General features: G+C 67.9%; 13 protein-coding genes. 7 read left to right on the top strand and 6 right to left on the bottom strand.

The genetic code is table 11. From position 1 onward, the window contains the following. Window positions 1–168: 168 nt before the first annotated feature. Window positions 169–1,197, bottom strand: coding sequence for a glycosyltransferase family 2 protein (locus HRF36_RS02250; protein WP_173205566.1), 1,029 nt, complete (start codon window positions 1,195–1,197; stop codon window positions 169–171). A 107-nt stretch (window positions 1,198–1,304) separates the two neighbouring features. Between HRF36_RS02250 and HRF36_RS02245 the strand changes: the two genes are divergently transcribed. The 4 genes from HRF36_RS02245 (at window position 1,305) to HRF36_RS02230 (ending at window position 7,280) form a co-directional block, all read left to right on the top strand. Then, window positions 1,305–3,860, top strand: coding sequence for a glycosyltransferase (locus HRF36_RS02245; RefSeq protein WP_173205563.1), 2,556 nt, complete (start codon window positions 1,305–1,307; stop codon window positions 3,858–3,860). 78 nt (window positions 3,861–3,938) lie between these two features. Further along, window positions 3,939–4,865, top strand: coding sequence for an ABC transporter permease (locus tag HRF36_RS02240; RefSeq protein WP_254280986.1), 927 nt, complete (start codon window positions 3,939–3,941; stop codon window positions 4,863–4,865). 19 nt (window positions 4,866–4,884) lie between these two features. Further along, a complete protein-coding gene (locus HRF36_RS02235) occupies window positions 4,885–6,126 on the top strand; it encodes an ABC transporter ATP-binding protein (protein ID WP_173205560.1) in 1,242 nt (413 codons plus the stop codon). Window positions 6,127–6,152: 26 nt separating this feature from the next. Next, complete coding sequence (locus HRF36_RS02230; protein ID WP_254280985.1) at window positions 6,153–7,280, top strand: glycosyltransferase family 1 protein; 1,128 nt, start codon at window positions 6,153–6,155, stop codon at window positions 7,278–7,280. Here HRF36_RS02230 and HRF36_RS02225 read toward each other — a convergent pair. The 5 genes from HRF36_RS02225 to HRF36_RS02205 are packed head-to-tail and all read right to left on the bottom strand — an operon-like array spanning window position 7,267 to window position 12,368. After that, window positions 7,267–8,847 carry a DUF2142 domain-containing protein gene (locus tag HRF36_RS02225; RefSeq protein ID WP_173205554.1) on the bottom strand — a complete coding sequence of 527 codons (1,581 nt, stop codon included), beginning with the start codon at window positions 8,845–8,847 and terminating at the stop codon, window positions 7,267–7,269. The two genes, HRF36_RS02230 and HRF36_RS02225, sit on opposite strands and share 14 nt — an antisense overlap. Continuing rightward, window positions 8,844–9,818, bottom strand: a complete 975-nt coding sequence (locus HRF36_RS02220; protein ID WP_173205551.1) for a glycosyltransferase family 2 protein — start codon at window positions 9,816–9,818, stop codon at window positions 8,844–8,846. The genes HRF36_RS02225 and HRF36_RS02220 overlap by 4 nt, the downstream gene beginning before the upstream one ends. Further along, window positions 9,818–10,294, bottom strand: a complete 477-nt coding sequence (locus HRF36_RS02215) for a GtrA family protein (RefSeq protein WP_173205548.1) — start codon at window positions 10,292–10,294, stop codon at window positions 9,818–9,820. Before HRF36_RS02215 ends, HRF36_RS02220 begins: the two co-directional genes overlap by 1 nt. Window positions 10,295–10,296: 2 nt before the next feature. Continuing rightward, window positions 10,297–11,256, bottom strand: coding sequence for a Gfo/Idh/MocA family protein (locus HRF36_RS02210; protein ID WP_173205544.1), 960 nt, complete (start codon window positions 11,254–11,256; stop codon window positions 10,297–10,299). Further along, window positions 11,253–12,368, bottom strand: coding sequence for a DegT/DnrJ/EryC1/StrS aminotransferase family protein (locus HRF36_RS02205; RefSeq protein WP_173205542.1), 1,116 nt, complete (start codon window positions 12,366–12,368; stop codon window positions 11,253–11,255). The genes HRF36_RS02210 and HRF36_RS02205 overlap by 4 nt, the downstream gene beginning before the upstream one ends. A gap of 136 nt (window positions 12,369–12,504) precedes the next feature. Here HRF36_RS02205 and HRF36_RS16200 point away from each other — a divergent pair, with 136 nt between their 5' ends. The 3 genes from HRF36_RS16200 (at window position 12,505) to HRF36_RS02190 (ending at window position 15,316) form a co-directional block, all read left to right on the top strand. Beyond that, a complete protein-coding gene (locus HRF36_RS16200) occupies window positions 12,505–13,185 on the top strand; it encodes an acyl-ACP--UDP-N- acetylglucosamine O-acyltransferase (protein WP_173205539.1) in 681 nt (226 codons plus the stop codon). Between the two features lie 102 nt (window positions 13,186–13,287). Continuing rightward, window positions 13,288–14,157 carry a glycosyltransferase family 2 protein gene (locus tag HRF36_RS02195; RefSeq protein ID WP_173205536.1) on the top strand — a complete coding sequence of 290 codons (870 nt, stop codon included), beginning with the start codon at window positions 13,288–13,290 and terminating at the stop codon, window positions 14,155–14,157. A gap of 40 nt (window positions 14,158–14,197) precedes the next feature. Then, entirely contained in the window at window positions 14,198–15,316 is a 1,119-nt protein-coding gene (locus HRF36_RS02190; RefSeq protein WP_173205533.1) for a glycosyltransferase family 2 protein, read from the top strand. The last annotated feature ends 96 nt before the right edge of the window (window positions 15,317–15,412 follow it).

The following is a 15,412-nucleotide window of genomic DNA, read 5'->3' as shown; positions in this document are numbered from 1 at the left end:
GCCTCCTGGAGCCTGGTGCGAGGACGTGGTGGGCCGACCATCCTTCTGGTCGAAGGGCCGCGCAAGCGTCGAGACACACTAACGCGGTGAGGCAGCATTAGACGGCATTCCGGCACCCCCCGGTCGGGCCACGCGCGGCCCTGACGCCACCCGCGGGGCGAGTCGGGGCTACCGCGAGAGGAACGCCGCCTCGAGCCTTCGGCGGTCCCGCTCGGAGACACCGCTCGCCCTGCGTCGACGGGCAGACGCCAGCAGTGCCCTGGGCAGCCAGCGGATGATGCGCCGCCATGCCGAGAGCGGGAGGTGCGCCCGACCCGGGCGGACGGCGTCCCGGACGAACCGCCCGGCCGTCCGTGCCACGACGCGCAGGAGCATGCCCCGGCTGCCGTTGGCCGCCACGACCACGAGCCTGTTGCGCATGCTCTGTTCGCGTACGAGGACGCTCGAACTGGACGAGCTGCCACCGTGCCGGTGGACCACCAGGGCCTCTCCGGCGTAGCCGATGCGGTCTCCCGCCAGGCGGAGGCGCCAGCAGAGGTCGAGGTCTTCGTAGTACATGAAGATCGTCTCGTCGAAGCCACCGACGGCGTCGAGCCGGTGCCGCCGGACGAACGCGGCGCCCCCGGAGAAGCCGAACGGGTCGTCGGCGTGCTCCTCGAGCTCGGCCACCGGGCGGAGCCAGTCACGGTCCTGGCCGTTCCCGTCCTTCGTCAAGAGGGTTCCCGTCCCGTTGACGAGCTCGACACCGCCGCCGGTGGCCCGACGCCAGCGGGTGCCGTCGATGCCGACGGCGTCCTCATCGGACGGCCCACCCGCGACGCGGACGAACCGGCCCTCGAGTTGGACGCGAGCGGCGACGCCGGCCAGATCCGCCCCTCCTCGTTCGAGACAGGCGAGTCCGGCCTCGAGGAACCCCTCGTCCACCGACGCGTCGTTGTTGACGAGGACGACGACCTCACCGCCGGCCGCCCTCAGCCCCCTGGTGACTCCCCCGGCGAAGCCCGCGTTGTGAGAGACCGCGACGACGACTATCGAGGGGAACTCCTCGCGCCAGCTCCGTGCCGCGCCCTCTTCCGCCTCGTTCTCGACCAGGACGATCTCGAACGACCTCTCGGTCCGCTGGACGAGCAGGCTCCGGAGGCACGCTGCGGTCAGGTCGGGACGTCGCCAGTTGACGACGACAACAGAGGCATCCACGACGCCATCTAAGCAGTCTCCCGATCGTGCCCCGGAAGGCCGCGGCTATAGTTGGATCGCCCGGAGAGGGCTCGCCCCCGTGTTTCCGACGTCTTGGAGTCCGTGTCTTGCCAGTTTCTTCGTCCACTGTCGTCTCGGTCGTCATCGTCAACTTCAGAGGAACCGACGACACGCTCGAGTGCGTGGCCCGCCTCAACGACGTCGAGTGGCCGAGCGCCCAGCTCGAGATCATCGTCGTCGAGAACGGCTCGGGCGACGACAGCCCCGAGCGCCTCAAGGCCGCCCTCGGCGGACAATCGAACGTGACGATCGTCCAGTCCAAGGAGAACCTCGGCTTCACGGGCGGCAGCAACCTCGGCGCGTCCCGAGCCAAGGGCGAGTACGTCGCCTTCCTCAACAACGACGCCAAGCCCGGACCGCAATGGATCTCGAAGGCGCTCGAACAGTTCAACGTGAGCCCTCGTGTGGCGGCCGTGGGCAGCAAGGTCCTCGACTGGGACGGACGAGCCATCGACTTCGTCCAAGGCAGTCTCACGTGGTTCGGCATGGGCTACAAGGACCGCGTCACCGAGGTCGACGACGGTTCGTTCGGGACCCCGAAGGACCTCCTCTTCGGCACGGGGTCGGCTTTGTTCGTCCGAAAAGCGGTCTTCGACGAGGTGGGCGGTTTCGACGAGCGCCTCTTCATGTTCTACGACGACGTCGACCTCGGCTGGCGTCTGAACATCCTCGGCTACCGCGTGCGGTTCGCCCCCGAGTCGATCGTCTACCACAAGCACCACGGCTCGATGAAGAGCTTCGGCGAGTACCGCGAGATGTACCTCCTCGAGCGCAACGCCCTGATGCTGCTGTTCAAGAACCTCTCCGACGAGAGCCTCGCGAAGTTCCTGCCCGGGGCGCTCGCCCTGTTGGCCCGTCGGGCCGTCGCGAAGAGCGGGCTCGACTCCGAGATGTTCGACATCCGGCGTTTCGTCGGGGCCGACGACGAATTCGACCCCGAGACGCCGGTGTCGAAGGACACCGTGGCCGGCTTGTTCGCGCTCGACCAGTTCGTGAAAGAGCTTCCCGAGCTCCAGACGACCAGGGACGACCTCCAAGCCCGACGCACGAAGACCGACGCTGACGTCTTCCGTCTCTTCGGTGACATCTTCAAGCCCCTCTTCGGTGACCCTTACTACCTCGAAGGCTTCCGGTCGATCGTCGACGCCTTCGACATCAGAGAGCACACCGAGCGTTCGAAGGTGCTGGTCATCACCGGTGACGCCATCGGCGACAAGATGGCCGGCCCGGCGATGCGCGCCTGGAAGATCAGCGAGGCGCTCTCCGAGCACAGCGACGTCCGTCTGCTCACCTGGAACGTGGCCAACCGTCGCTCCGACGCCTTCGACGTGACGCGGGTCCGGCTGCAGAACGAACACGAGATGAAGCAGCACGAGGAATGGGCCGACGTCATCGTGTTCCAGGGTCATGCCCTGCACCACTTCACGACGTTGAAGAAGTCACAGAAGATCATGGTCGCCGACCTGTACGACCCCATGCACCTCGAGCAACTGGAGCAGGGGCGCGAGTGGGGTCTCGCCCAGTGGAAGAACCAGGTCGCCTCGGCGACGGACGTCCTCAACGAGCAGTTGCTGCGGGCCGACTTCTTCCTCTGCGCCTCCGAGCGTCAACGACTGTTCTGGCTCGGGCAACTCGCCGGGCTCGGCCGGATCAACCCCGAGAACTACGCCGCCGACGAAAACCTCGAGAAGCTCATCGCGATCGCCCCCTTCGGCATGGACAGCGCGCCGCCCCAGCACGTCCGCAAGGCCATCCGCGGGGTGGTCCCGGGCATCTCGGAAGACGACAAGGTCATCATCTGGGGCGGGGGCATCTACAACTGGTTCGACACGATGACCCTCATCCGTGCCGTCGCTCGTCTGGCCGAGACTCGGCCCGACGTGAGGCTGTTCTTCCTCGGCGTCGCCCACCCCAATCCCGACGTGCCCGAGATGGCCATCGTGGCGAAGACCCGACAGCTGGCCGCTGAGCTCGGCGTGGCGGGCAAGAACGTCTTCTTCAACGAGCAGTGGGTCGCCCTCGACGACCGGGCCAACTACCTCCTCGAGGCGGATGCCGGCGTCAGCACCCACTACGACCACATCGAGACGACCTTCTCGTTCCGCACGCGCATCCTCGACTACATGTGGGCGAACCTGCCGATCGTCACGACCCGTGGCGACAGCTTCGGTGACCTCGTGGGTGCCGAAGGCATGGGCGTCGCCGTCCCCGAGCGCGACGTCGAGGCCCTCGCCGACGCGCTCGAGCTCGTCCTCTACGACGCCGAGGCAGCCGCCGCGGCTCGCGAGTCCGTCGCCCGGGTGCGAGAGGACTTCACCTGGGAGAAGGCTCTCGCCCCCCTGGTCGAGTTCTGCCGCGACCCGCACGTGGCCCCTGACCGGGCGCTCGAGAGCACCCCCGTCATTCGCATCAAGACCATGAAGGGCAAGGTCGCCAAGAGCAGCGAAGAGAAGTTCCACGAGATCGCGAACCGACGGCACGGCCTCGGCCGGGATCTCGCGCTCGCGAAGCACTACGTCACCGAGGGTGGAGGCATCGAGGTGCTTCGCGGCAAGGTGCGCAACCGCTTGGCGACCGTACGGGCGAGCAAAAACGGCCTGTGATCCGTTCCGTGCCCCGCCGAGTGTCCACACGCGGCGGGGTAGAGTGCTTCAGTTCTGACGTAGAAGGGGTCTCGACCCATGGCAACGACCACACCCAGTACGGCCCCCGGCGAGAGGTTCGCTCGACTCGACAGTGAACCCATGGTGGTGGCCGGGCAGCCTTCCAAGGTGTTCGGTGGCACCTTCGGCATCGTGCGTGAGATCTTCGCGCACCGGCAACTGCTCGACCTCCTGATTCGCCGCGACCTCAAGTCCCGGTACAAGGACAGCGCGCTCGGCTTCGTCTGGACCCTGATCCGTCCGATCACGCAGCTGATCATCTACTACTTCGTGATGGGGCAGATCCTCGGAGCCGCTCGGAGCATTCCCGAGTTCGCGGTCTACATCTTCTCGGGGCTCACGATCTACGGTCTGTTCAGCGAGATGATCGCGGGGTCGACCTCGTCCATCGTCAGCAACGGCGGCCTGATCAAGAAGGTCTACACGCCCCGCGAGATCTATCCGCTCGCGAGCATCGGATCGGCGCTGTTCAACTTCGGCATCCAGCTCGTCGTCCTGGTCGGCGCGACGATCGTCACCGGCGCCATCCCCTGGCACTGGGACATCCTGTACTTCTTCCCGTCCGTGCTGCTGGTCCTGGTCTACGGCGTGGCCTTCGGCCTCCTGCTCGCCGCACTGAACGTGTACCTGCGAGACATGCAGTACCTCGTCGAGGTCCTGCTGATGCTGGCCATGTGGGCGTCCCCCATCGTCTACTCCTGGAGCATGGTCTCCGATCGCCTTGCCGCCAGCCACGGCTGGTTGTTGCAGCTCTACACGGACAACCCGATCACACTCGCCGTCCTCGGCTTCCACCGCGCCTTCTGGATAGGTGGCGCCGACACCCCGTACCCCGACGAACTCCTGCTCCGGATGGGCATCGCGACGCTCATAGGCCTCGTCCTCGTCTATGCCTTCCACCGCGTCTTCGCGAGGTTGCAGGGCAACTTCGCCCAGGAACTCTAGAGACACAGGACGCCACACCATGAGCATCACGCAAGACAACGCCCCGGGCCGACTCGACGGCACCGACGACCGACCGACCGTCGTGTCGATCTCGAACGTGTCCAAGAAGTTCGTCATCCGGAAGGACAATTCGCTCAAGGAGCGTCTGGTGACGCTCGGCCGAGCCGGCCGTCGGCACAGCGAAGAGTTCTGGGCTCTCAAAGACGTCTCACTGGACATCCCCGCGGGGTCCACGATCGGGCTCCTGGGCCCCAACGGCTCCGGCAAGAGCACGTTGCTCAAAGCCATCGGCGGCATCATCGAGCCCACGAAGGGCACCATCACGCGACGGGGCCGGCTGGCTGCCCTGCTCGAGCTGGGGGCGGGCTTCCACCCCGACCTCACCGGACGCGAGAACGTCTTCCTCAACGCATCCATCCTCGGCCTGTCCCAGGCCGAGACCGAGGACAAGTTCGACGACATCCTGACGTTCTCCGGCATCGGCGACTTCATCGACACCCAGGTCAAGTTCTATTCGTCGGGCATGTACGTTCGTCTCGCCTTCGCCGTCGCCATCCACACCGATCCCGACGTCCTGCTCGTGGACGAGGTGCTCGCGGTCGGGGACGAGGCGTTCCAACGCAAGTGCCTCGACAAGATCCGAGAATTCCAGCAACAGGGTCGGACCATCATCCTCGTGAGCCACTCCCTCGGACAGGTGCAGGAGCTGTGCGACCAGGCCGTCGTGTTGTCGCGTGGAGAAGTCAAGTTCCAAGGGTCCGCCGCCGACGCCGTCAAGAACTTCCGTGACATCCTCGAGGGGCGTCGCATCGCCGAGGCCGAGGCCGCGGAGCCCGAAGAGGACGCCAACCCCGGTGCCGTGACCAAGACCGAGGTGATCGTCGAAGGCCGCGAGCCCGGGGCCGAGGTGCAGCCTGGTGACACCCTCCTCGTCCGCATCGAGTTCAGCCACACGACTCCTCTCGACCGTTGGCACAGCGGGTTCAAGATCGAGACGAATCTAGGAACCCAGGTCTACGGCACCGACAGCAGGATGCTCGGGCTCGCTCACGAGCCTCTCCGGGGAACCGCAGCCGTCGAGTACCGCCTGAGCGACGTCCAGCTCGGCGGGGGGCCGTACTTCGTCCACACCTTCCTCGCCCAGCCCAACGGGGCGCACATCGCCATCCAGCGACAAGCGGCGCGTTTCGTCGTCGCGGACGACGACGAGGCGAGCGGTGTCATCCGCATCAAGGCGGCGGCACGGGCCCTCACCGCCTGATGGCGCCGACGCGCACCCCCGTCCTCTTGGACGCCACGTCACTGCCTCCCAACAAGGGAGGGGTCGCGCGTTACATCGCCGGCTTGCTGCGCGGCCTCACCGAGCAGGGGACGAGCATCGACGTCGTCGTCAAGGCCACAGACCTCCCCTGGCTCGCCGCGCAGGCTCCGCATCATCACTACGTGGCGGCACCACGACTGGTAGGCGTTCGTCCCCTGCGTCTCCTCTGGGAGCAGATCGGGCTCCCCCTCGTGGCTCGACGCCGACGTGTCCGCGTGATCCACTCTCCCCATTACACGTTCTCGTTGCTGGCGGGGCGCCACAGCATCGTCACCGTGCACGACGCCACCTTCTTCAGCTCGCCACACGAGCACTCGTTCCTCAAGCGAACCTTCTTCACCACCTGGATCCGGCTGGGTAGGCGCATGGCCGCCGGTACCGTCGCCCCCAGCAGAGCCACCGCCTCCGAGATCGCCCACTTCGCGGGACCGCCATCCGGCCCGGTGACCGTCGCCCTGCACGGAGTCGACCCGGCCGTCTTCGGCCCGCCCACCGCTGCAGCGACGGCCGCCTTCGCCCGCGACCACGGACTCGATCCCCAGCTCGGCTGGATCGCGTTCCTCGGCACGGTAGAACCCCGCAAGAGCGTCCCCGCCCTGGTCGAAGCCCACGAGCGTCTCAGGGCGGGTTCCCCGGACGTCCCCCCTCTCCTCGTCGCAGGAGGTCTCGGATGGGATGCCCTGGCGCGAGAGCGACTGGAAGCCGCCGGCGACGTCGAGGGTGCGCCCCTTCGACACCTCGGCTACCTTCCCCTGGACCACCTGTCGGCCTTCCTGGGTGGAGCCACGGTCGTGGTCTACCCCAGCACCGGCGAAGGATTCGGTCTACCCGTCCTCGAGGCGATGTCGTGCGGGGCAGCCGTCCTCACGACACGGCGGCTCGCCCTGCCCGAAGTCGGCGGTGACGCCGTGGCCTACTGCGAACCCGAGGTCGGGAGCATCACCGAGGTCCTGGGGCGACTGCTCGACGATCCTGAGGGCCGACAGGACCTCGCGCGCGCAGCCGGCCGACGGGCGCGAGAGTTCACCTGGGGCCACTGCGCCGAGGCCCATCTGAGCGCTTACTCGGACGTCTCGTCCGTCACACGACGTTGACGGTCGGCCGAGTCCTCTCGTCGTCCTGATCGACCGCTCCGTCACGGTCGTGGCCCGGCACGTCTGCTCTCGCCGACGCATCTCGCTCGTCGGAGCGTTCGAGCACCGCCGCCAGAGCCACGAGACACAGCGTGAACGCCGCCGATCCGGCCACCCACACGAGTGAGGGTGACGGGGCCGCGGGCCACCACCACTCCAGGCCGGCGTCGAGGTTCCATCCGTCGACGTCGAGCCCGGTGACGTACCGTCGCATGTTGCCGTGCAGAGCGAGCGCATTGGCCAGGCTCAGTCCCGCGATCACGAAGACCATCTGAGCGCGGCCGAGCCGCGGCCGTCCGGATCGGGTCGCGACCAGGGTGAGGCCGAGCAGGATCACGGCGATCGGGAGCACATAGCGGGGCTGCACCTGCGACCCCGCGAGAGCCCTGGTCTGCACGAGGAGCACCGTGGGGATCAGCCAGAGTCCCGCGAAGGCGGCGGCGACGACGACGGTCTTCCGTCGGTCGACGACGCCGATGCCCACGAAACCGAGGGCGAAGAAGATGCTGAGACCCAGAACCCAGGTCGCCGCGGGCACCGGAGTATCGAGCCATCCGAGATTCGAGCCGTTGCCGAAGATACCGGCGAAGAGGGACGGCACCTGTTGGAGGTTCTCACCGATCAGGAATCGGAGCCCGCGCTGGTCGCCATCCGCGTTGGGCAGGCCGCTGCCCACCTGTGAACCTTGCCTCCCCGAGAGGAAGAAGAGCCCCGCGACGACGGCCAACGCGACCGGCAGGACGGACGAGACCAGGAACCTCCGGGATCGCTCGGCCGAGAGGACGACGACGGCCACCATCGCGAGGACCGCGAAGAGAGCTGCGTCCGCCCGAGCGCCTCCGCCCAGGAACACCGCGAGGGTGGCGAGGACGCCCGACGCCACGCGTCGCCAACCGGTGGACGCGTACCAGGTCATCAGAGCGGGCCACAGCGTGGCCGCCGAGATGACGGCCCAACTGCTGGGGTTGGTGGACGGGACGATGAACAGGGCCAGGGGAACGGCGGTGCCCACGACTCCCAGGACAGCGGGCATCCTGAGACGTCTCGGTGCCACGACGACCACGGCCGTCATCAGCCCGACCATCAGCAACGAGTTGACCGCTCTGATGACGAGGACCGACGTCTCGAGATTGTCGCCCGCGAACAACGACATCGTGCCGTAGAAGACGGGCGGATAGAGTCCCGCGAAGTTACCGCGCTCGGAATCGATCAGCGGGGCTTGGACGTCGCTCAGATCTCCCGGCTGGCAGGCGGCGCTGGCGTCCGGGTAGAAGGCGAAGCAGACGTGCGACCTGAGGAGCTTCTCGGAGATCTCCCGGTTGTCCGCCGTGGGAGACGGCTCGCAGGTCCCGACCTCGTCGCCTGCGGCACACCAGATGCTGGCGAGGTGGAAGTCGTCGTCCGGACTGGAGCCGACCGGGCTGGACAGCCCCCACGACATCAGGGCCACGAAGGCCAGGAGGGGGGCGATGATCGCCAGGGCGACTCCGGTGAGGCGGCCTCCGCGACGCCCGTCCGCTTCTCTCACGCGAGGTCTTCTTGTGGGCCGAACGGGTGCGCGTCCGGCGTGTCCGGACTCGCCTGGATGTCGAGTTGGAGTGCACTGATCAGCAGTTGCGTGCCGATCATGAGAGGCAACGCTGCGAGCATCACGGTCGCTGCCGTCGCGATCACCGACGTGACCGACAGGAACACGATCCAGATGCTGATGGCGACACCGAAACCGAAGAGGACGACACCGAGGACGAGGAGCAGTGCGATCGGGCTGAACGACCACAACACGTAGCGATACCAGATCCGGCGCAGGAAGCCTTTGCCCAAGAGGTTCACGAGCTCGGGGACGACCTTGCTCAGTTTGATGCTGGAGACCTCGTCTCCGTAGACCGCGGGGATCGGGACGTCGACGGCAGGGACCTGGAGGATGTTGAGATGGATGAGCAGGTCGTTCTCGAACGAGTAGCGTCGGGCGACGTTCTGCAGCGGCAACCGCCTGAGGACGCTCGTACGGATGGCGGTGTAGCCGTTCTGCGGATCGAACAGGTGCCAGTAACCCGACGCGAGCTTGGTCATGAAGGACAACCCGATGTTGCCGAGGACCCGATAGCGCGGCATGCCTTCGAAGGACTCGGGTGAGAAGAAGCGGTTGGCCTTGGCGAACCCGTACCCCCCATCCGTGACCCGGTCGAGCAGGTCCGGCAGGAACGCCGGGTCCATCTGGGCGTCGCCGGCCATGATGACGTTGACGTCCGCGCCGAGGTCCATGGCCCGGGTGTGACCGGTGATGATGGCTCCGCCCACGCCTTGGTTCACCTCGTGACGGATCAGGTCGACGCGGGGATCGGACGAGGCGCGGACGACCTCACTCGTCCGGTCGGGACTGCAGTCGTCGACGATCACGATGTGGTCGACGTAGTCGGGCATGGTCTCGATGACCCGTTCGATCATCGATTCTTCTTTGTAGGCGGGGACCACAGCGGCCACCACGGCACCTCGGAACATCAGGGGGCCTCCTCGTGGCCGTCGAGGGCGCGACGCCCTGTGGTCGGGGTCGCGAAGACCCAGTGTTTGTAAGCGAAGAAGTTCCACACCGTCGTGACCGCGGTCGTCAGGACCTTCGCCGCCACCCAGCCGACGGCCGGAGATGCCACCGACACCAGGAACGCCGTCACCACGGTGTTCGCCGCGACGAGAAGGGTGTACCGGAAGAGGGCGCTCCCGTGCGGGAGCTTCGAGCCGAAGGCCAGTCGCTGCAACGTGTACGTGTAGACGAAGCTCAGGAGGAAGGCCGAGCCGGTCGCCACCCAGAGCGTCCATCCGAGTGCCTCGTGGAAGAGCGCGAGCAACCCCAGGTCGACGAGGAAGGCGGACCCGCCGACCGCGAGGTATCGAACGACCGGCGACGAGCGGATGCGATCCCAGGCCCCCGACGAGGGATCGGGCGCACCCTCGGTCCCCAACTCAGCGTCCGACGCCACCGTCACCCGAGCCCGCCGGAGATGACCTGGTCGACGACGACGTGCGCGGGCAGGACGGAGGCGCGCTCCGCGGAGGCATCCCCTTGGCCGGCCGCGAGGGACAGGAACTTCTCGAATTGAGCCGTGAGCGGCTCTTGTGACGTGAGCATCTCGGGGATCTCGATGACCGTCTGTTGCCGGTAACCACGCCCCTCGCCGTCCGCGGAGTTCTCGGAGACGTGACGATAGACGGTGACGTCGCGGCGGAGGAGGTCGACCTCGACGAGCCGATCCAGCTCGTAGATGGACAGCTGCCGGATCTTCCGCTGGCCGACCCGGCTCGCCGACACGTGGGCCACTCCCCCGTCGGCGTAACTCAGGACCGCCTCGGCGACGTCCTCGGAGTCGGACCCGGAGGTCGGGTGGAAGTGCCCGAGGGACGACCGGACCCTCGACGGCTCGTCACCCAGGAACCGCAGCGCGAGGTCGACGTCGTGGACGAGGAGGTCCCAGCCCACACCCGTCCGGATGCGCGGAGCGTACGGCGAGTGCCTCACCGCCGTGAGGTGGACGGGCGCCTCGACGATGGATGCCGCCGTCAACACCGCGGGGTTGAACCTCTCGAGGAACCCGCACATCAGTGGGATGTCGCGACCGTCGGCGACCGCGAGGATCTCACGGGTGACGCCGAGGTCGGCGGCCACGGGCTTCTCGATGAGCAACGGAGTGCCGGATTCGAGGACGTCCAGGGCGATCCGTCGGTGGTATTCGGTCGGGGCGGCGACGACCACCCCGTCGACGTCGTCGAGGTCCGGCAGCTCGGGACTCCACCGTGCTCCGTATCGCTCGGCCACGAGCCTTCCCGTGTCGGGCGACGGGTCGACGAGCGCCACGAGGTCGGCCGACGGGGACTGTGAGATGACCCGGGCGTGGTGACTGCCCATGACCCCGGCGCCGACGAGGGCGATGCGCTGACGACTCATCGGCGGGCACCGGCCGAGACGACGGCCGAGACGGCGGTGGCGATCGTGTCGATTCCCGCTGTTCCGACGTTGGGGTGGACCGGCAACGAGAGGACCTCACCCACGATGCGGGCGGCAACCGGCGTCTCGTCGTGCTGGGCGACCCTCGGGTGGTTCCGGTAGGCGTCGTAGTCCCCGAGGAGGGCGGGGTAATAGACCCCGGAACCGACACCGGCTTCGGTCAGGCCCGCGGCCATCTCGTCCCGCGAGACTCCCGCCTCAGGCGTGATGCGGACGGTGTACTGGTGCCACACGTGACGACGACCGGCCAGCTCTCGAGGCGTGACGACGCCTGGGACGTCCGCGAGTCGCTCCGACAGGAGGGCGGCGTTGGCCTGGCGGGCACGGACGACCTCGTCGTACCGCAGGAGCTGCGGCAGCCCCACGGCGGCCTGGAGGTCGGTGAGCCGGTAGTTGTTGCCGGGGAACTCGTACTGGTAGCGAGCACGCATGCCCTGGTTGCGAAGGACACGGAGACGATCGGCCACGCGGTCGTCGGACGTCGTGATCATGCCGCCCTCGCCCGTGGCGATGTTCTTGGTCGCGTAGAACGAGAAGGTGCCGATGCCGAAGGTCCCGGCGAACGAATCGCCCACCTTCGCCCCGTGCGACTGGGCCGAGTCCTCGACGAGGGCCAGACCGTGGCGCGTGGCGATGTCGGAGATCGCGACCATGTCAGCCATCTGCCCGTACAGGTGGACGGGCATGATGGCACGGGTCCGGTCGGTGACGAGCGCCTCGACGGATGACGGGTCGAGGTTGAAGTCGTCCTCCCGGATGTCGGCGAACCGTGCCGTCGCCCCGGTCGCGAGGATGGCGTTGAGGGTCGCGACGAACGTGAAGGGCGTCGTGATGACCTCGTCACCGGGACCGAGGTCGAGGACCTCGAGCGCTGCCACGAGAGCGGTCGTGCCGTTGTTGACCGCGACGGCGTGACGAGCACCGAACCGCTCGGCGAAGGCCGCCTCGAACTCCGCCACCTTCGGCCCCTGCGCGATCATCCCCGACCGGAGGACGGCGAGGACGGACTCCTCGATCTCGGTTCCGAAATCGACGCTCGTGATGGGGATCATGGGATGGGGCTTCCTCTGAGACGTTGTGGGTGATCGTGCGTGCACGCCGCCGTCCAACATAGCTTGGACTTAGTCTGTTCGCAGGCGACGGGCCGCCCCTCGGTCCCCACACCGACCCTCGAAACGACAGGACTCCGTGAGCGACATACACCCCACTGCCGTGATCCGCGGAGACGTCACGATCGGCTCAGGCACGACGATCGGTCCTTTCGTGGTGGTCACCGGCCCTGTCCGGATCGGCGACGACGGGTGGCTCGGCGCCGGGGTCCAGATCGGCGCTCCGCCCGAGGTGCGCTCCTGGGCGCACCCGCGGACGGACGACGATCCTGCGGGTGGCGGCGTCGTCATCGGCGATCGGGTCGTCCTGCGCGAGGGAGCCCAGGTGCATCACGGGTGGAGGTCCGTGACGAGGGTGGACGACGACGCCTTCGTCATGAACCAGGCCTACGTGGCGCACGACTGTCACGTGGGTTCGCGAGCGACGCTGGCGTCCAGCGTCCTGCTCGCCGGCCACGTCGTGGTCGAGCCCGACGCCAACCTCGGCATGGCCACCACCGTCCACCAGGGGCGTCGCGTCGGACGCGGCGCCATGGTGGGGATGTCCTCCGTGGTCACGCGCGACGTGCCGCCGTTCGCGAAGGCATACGGATCGCCGGCGAGCCTCCACGGTGCCAACGTCGTGGGAATGCAGCGCCAGGGGTACGACCCCGGGGCCGTCGAACTCGTCACGCGGGCCTACTCCTCCCCCCGACCCGTGCTCGACGATCTCGTCCGAGACGAGCGCTTGGCCGAGGCCTTCCGGTCCTGGTCGTCATAGTCGGTCGGCTCGCGCACCCATGCCAGACTGGTGCCCCGAGCCGTCACTCCAGCCAGGCGTCGTCCCGGCGCACACGAGACGCCATCGACCCTCAGAGAAACCATGACTAACGACCCCAGCCTCCCTCCAGCGCCGACCGTCGCGGTCGTCACGGTCAGCTACAACTCGGGTCGATTCCTGGGCGAGTTCCTCGCCTCCGTGCCCGCAGCGACCGCGCACCCCGACGTCGTCCTCACGGTCGTCGCCGACAACGCCTCCGCCGATCCCGACGCAGCCCGGCTCACCACGGAGGCGGCCGGGGCACGCTTCGTCGAAGTCGGACGGAACGCCGGTTACGGAGGCGCGGTGAACGTCGCCACGGAGGGCCTGCCGCCCAGCGTCCGATACGTTCTCGTCTCGAACCCCGACGTGGTGCTGGCCGCCGGGGCCCTCGACGTCCTCGTCGCGACGGCCGACGCCGACCCGCGGATCGGTGCGGTCGGGCCGGCGATCTGGGAGCCCACCGGCGAGGCCTATCCCTCGGCCCGGTCCCTTCCCTCCCTTCGGACAGGTCTCGGCCACGCCGTGCTCGCAGACATCTGGCCCGGCAACCCCTGGACCCGTCGGTACCACGGCCCGGGTCCCGACCAGGGCGACCAGACCGTCGGTTGGCTCTCGGGCGCGTGCCTCCTCGTCCGACGGGACGCCTTCGACCGGTTGGGGGGGTTCGACACCTCGTTCTTCATGTACTTCGAGGACGTCGACCTCGGCTGGCGGCTCAGCCGGGCAGGGCTCCGAAACGTGTATCAGCCGCGGGCCGACGTCACGCACGTGGGTGCCCACTCGACGCGAAACGAGTCCGTCGCGATGCGGCGCGAGCACCACCGCAGCGCTTATCGGTTCCTCTCCCGGAAGTACGCGGCGTGGTGGCTCTGGCCGTTGCGGCTCGCGCTCCGGGTCGGGTTGAGCCTTCGCGCCCGAGTTCAGCGATGATGTCGGACGACCCGAACCGTCCCACGCCCGAGGAGACAGCATGAAACTGGCCGTGACCGCCATGGTCCGCGACGAAGCGGACGTCATCACCCAATGGGTCGATTATCACCTGGCCCAGGGCGTGGACGTGATCATCGTCACCGACAACGCCTCGACGGACGGCACGAGGGAGATCCTGGAGGCGTACGAGGCCGCGGGCTCGGTCGTGCTGCACCACGACCACCGGCACGAGAAGCAACAGGGCGAGGTCGTCACGCGCATGGCCCGTGAGGCAGCCACCGAACACGGGGCGGACTGGGTCGTGAACGCCGATGCCGACGAGTTCATCGTGCCGGTCGACCGCTCCCGGTCGCTGCGGGACGTCTTCGAGCTCGTCGATCCCGGACTCGGGTCGTTCGGTGTGCGCGTCGTCAACCTCATCGGCCCGGTGGCCGAGTCGGGTGCCGGTTTCGAGCGACTCGTCTGGCGCGACGAACGGACGAACGACGAACTCCGCACGGTCGGCGTTCTGGCGCAACCGACGACGAACGCCGTCCACGTCGGCGACCCGGACGTCACGGTCGTCCAGGGCAACCACCTCGTGAGCATCGCCAGCCACGGTGCTCCGCCGCCGGAGCTGGCCCTCGAGGTCCTGCACCTTCCGTGGCGGTCCTGGCGCCAGTTCGAGCACAAGGTCGAGATGGCCGGGGCCGGTTACGAGGCCAGCCCGCACCTTCGTCCGAGTCCCAACCACCACGGCATGCGCGATTACGCGCGGCTCAAGAAGGGTGTGCTGCTGCCGTTCTACGCAGCTCGCCACCCCCTTCGGGACGAACTCGACGGCGGCCCGTTCACGGTCGACCGGACCCTGCCCGAATTCTTCGCCGCCCACGCGATCGCCCCGGGCGACCCCGACGTCGAGTTCGGCGACGAGCGTGCCCACGAACTCGCCTCGTTCGGACGCCAGCAGGCCGAGAACGCGCTCGAACTCGACGGGATGCGCACCGAGCTCGAGCGGGTCACGACCGAAGCCGAGGCACGGGAGGCGGCCCTGCTCGCCCATCAATCCGACCTCACGGCCGAGATACGACGCCTCCAGTCCACTCTGGACGCCACGAACGCCCGCAAGGTCGTCCGTCTCACCGATGCCTTCGCGAGTCGACTGCGGCCGCGGGCGTGACCAGCCGTTCCTCCGCCTTCGGAGCGGCTCGGACATCCCTGCGTCGGATCGTCAGAGGCCTTCGGCTCGAGGGGCTCTACGACCGTTCGCTCGTCG

The organism is Frigoribacterium sp. VKM Ac-2836, assembly GCF_013248995.1.
GTDB lineage: Bacteria > Actinomycetota > Actinomycetes > Actinomycetales > Microbacteriaceae > Frigoribacterium.
The sequence above is the reverse complement of the archived record's forward strand: the minus strand, read 5'-3'. Positions and strand labels throughout refer to the sequence as shown.

Coding starts and splice junctions, on each gene's coding strand:
- HRF36_RS02220 (WP_173205551.1), bottom strand. CDS start 9,818: ATGTTCCGAGGTGCCGTGGTGGCCGCTGTGGTCCCCGCCTACAAAGAA.
- HRF36_RS02195 (WP_173205536.1), top strand. CDS start 13,288: ATGACTAACGACCCCAGCCTCCCTCCAGCGCCGACCGTCGCGGTCGTC.
- HRF36_RS02190 (WP_173205533.1), top strand. CDS start 14,198: ATGAAACTGGCCGTGACCGCCATGGTCCGCGACGAAGCGGACGTCATC.
- HRF36_RS02235 (WP_173205560.1), top strand. CDS start 4,885: ATGAGCATCACGCAAGACAACGCCCCGGGCCGACTCGACGGCACCGAC.
- HRF36_RS02240 (WP_254280986.1), top strand. CDS start 3,939: ATGGCAACGACCACACCCAGTACGGCCCCCGGCGAGAGGTTCGCTCGA.
- HRF36_RS02205 (WP_173205542.1), bottom strand. CDS start 12,368: ATGATCCCCATCACGAGCGTCGATTTCGGAACCGAGATCGAGGAGTCC.
- HRF36_RS02210 (WP_173205544.1), bottom strand. CDS start 11,256: ATGAGTCGTCAGCGCATCGCCCTCGTCGGCGCCGGGGTCATGGGCAGT.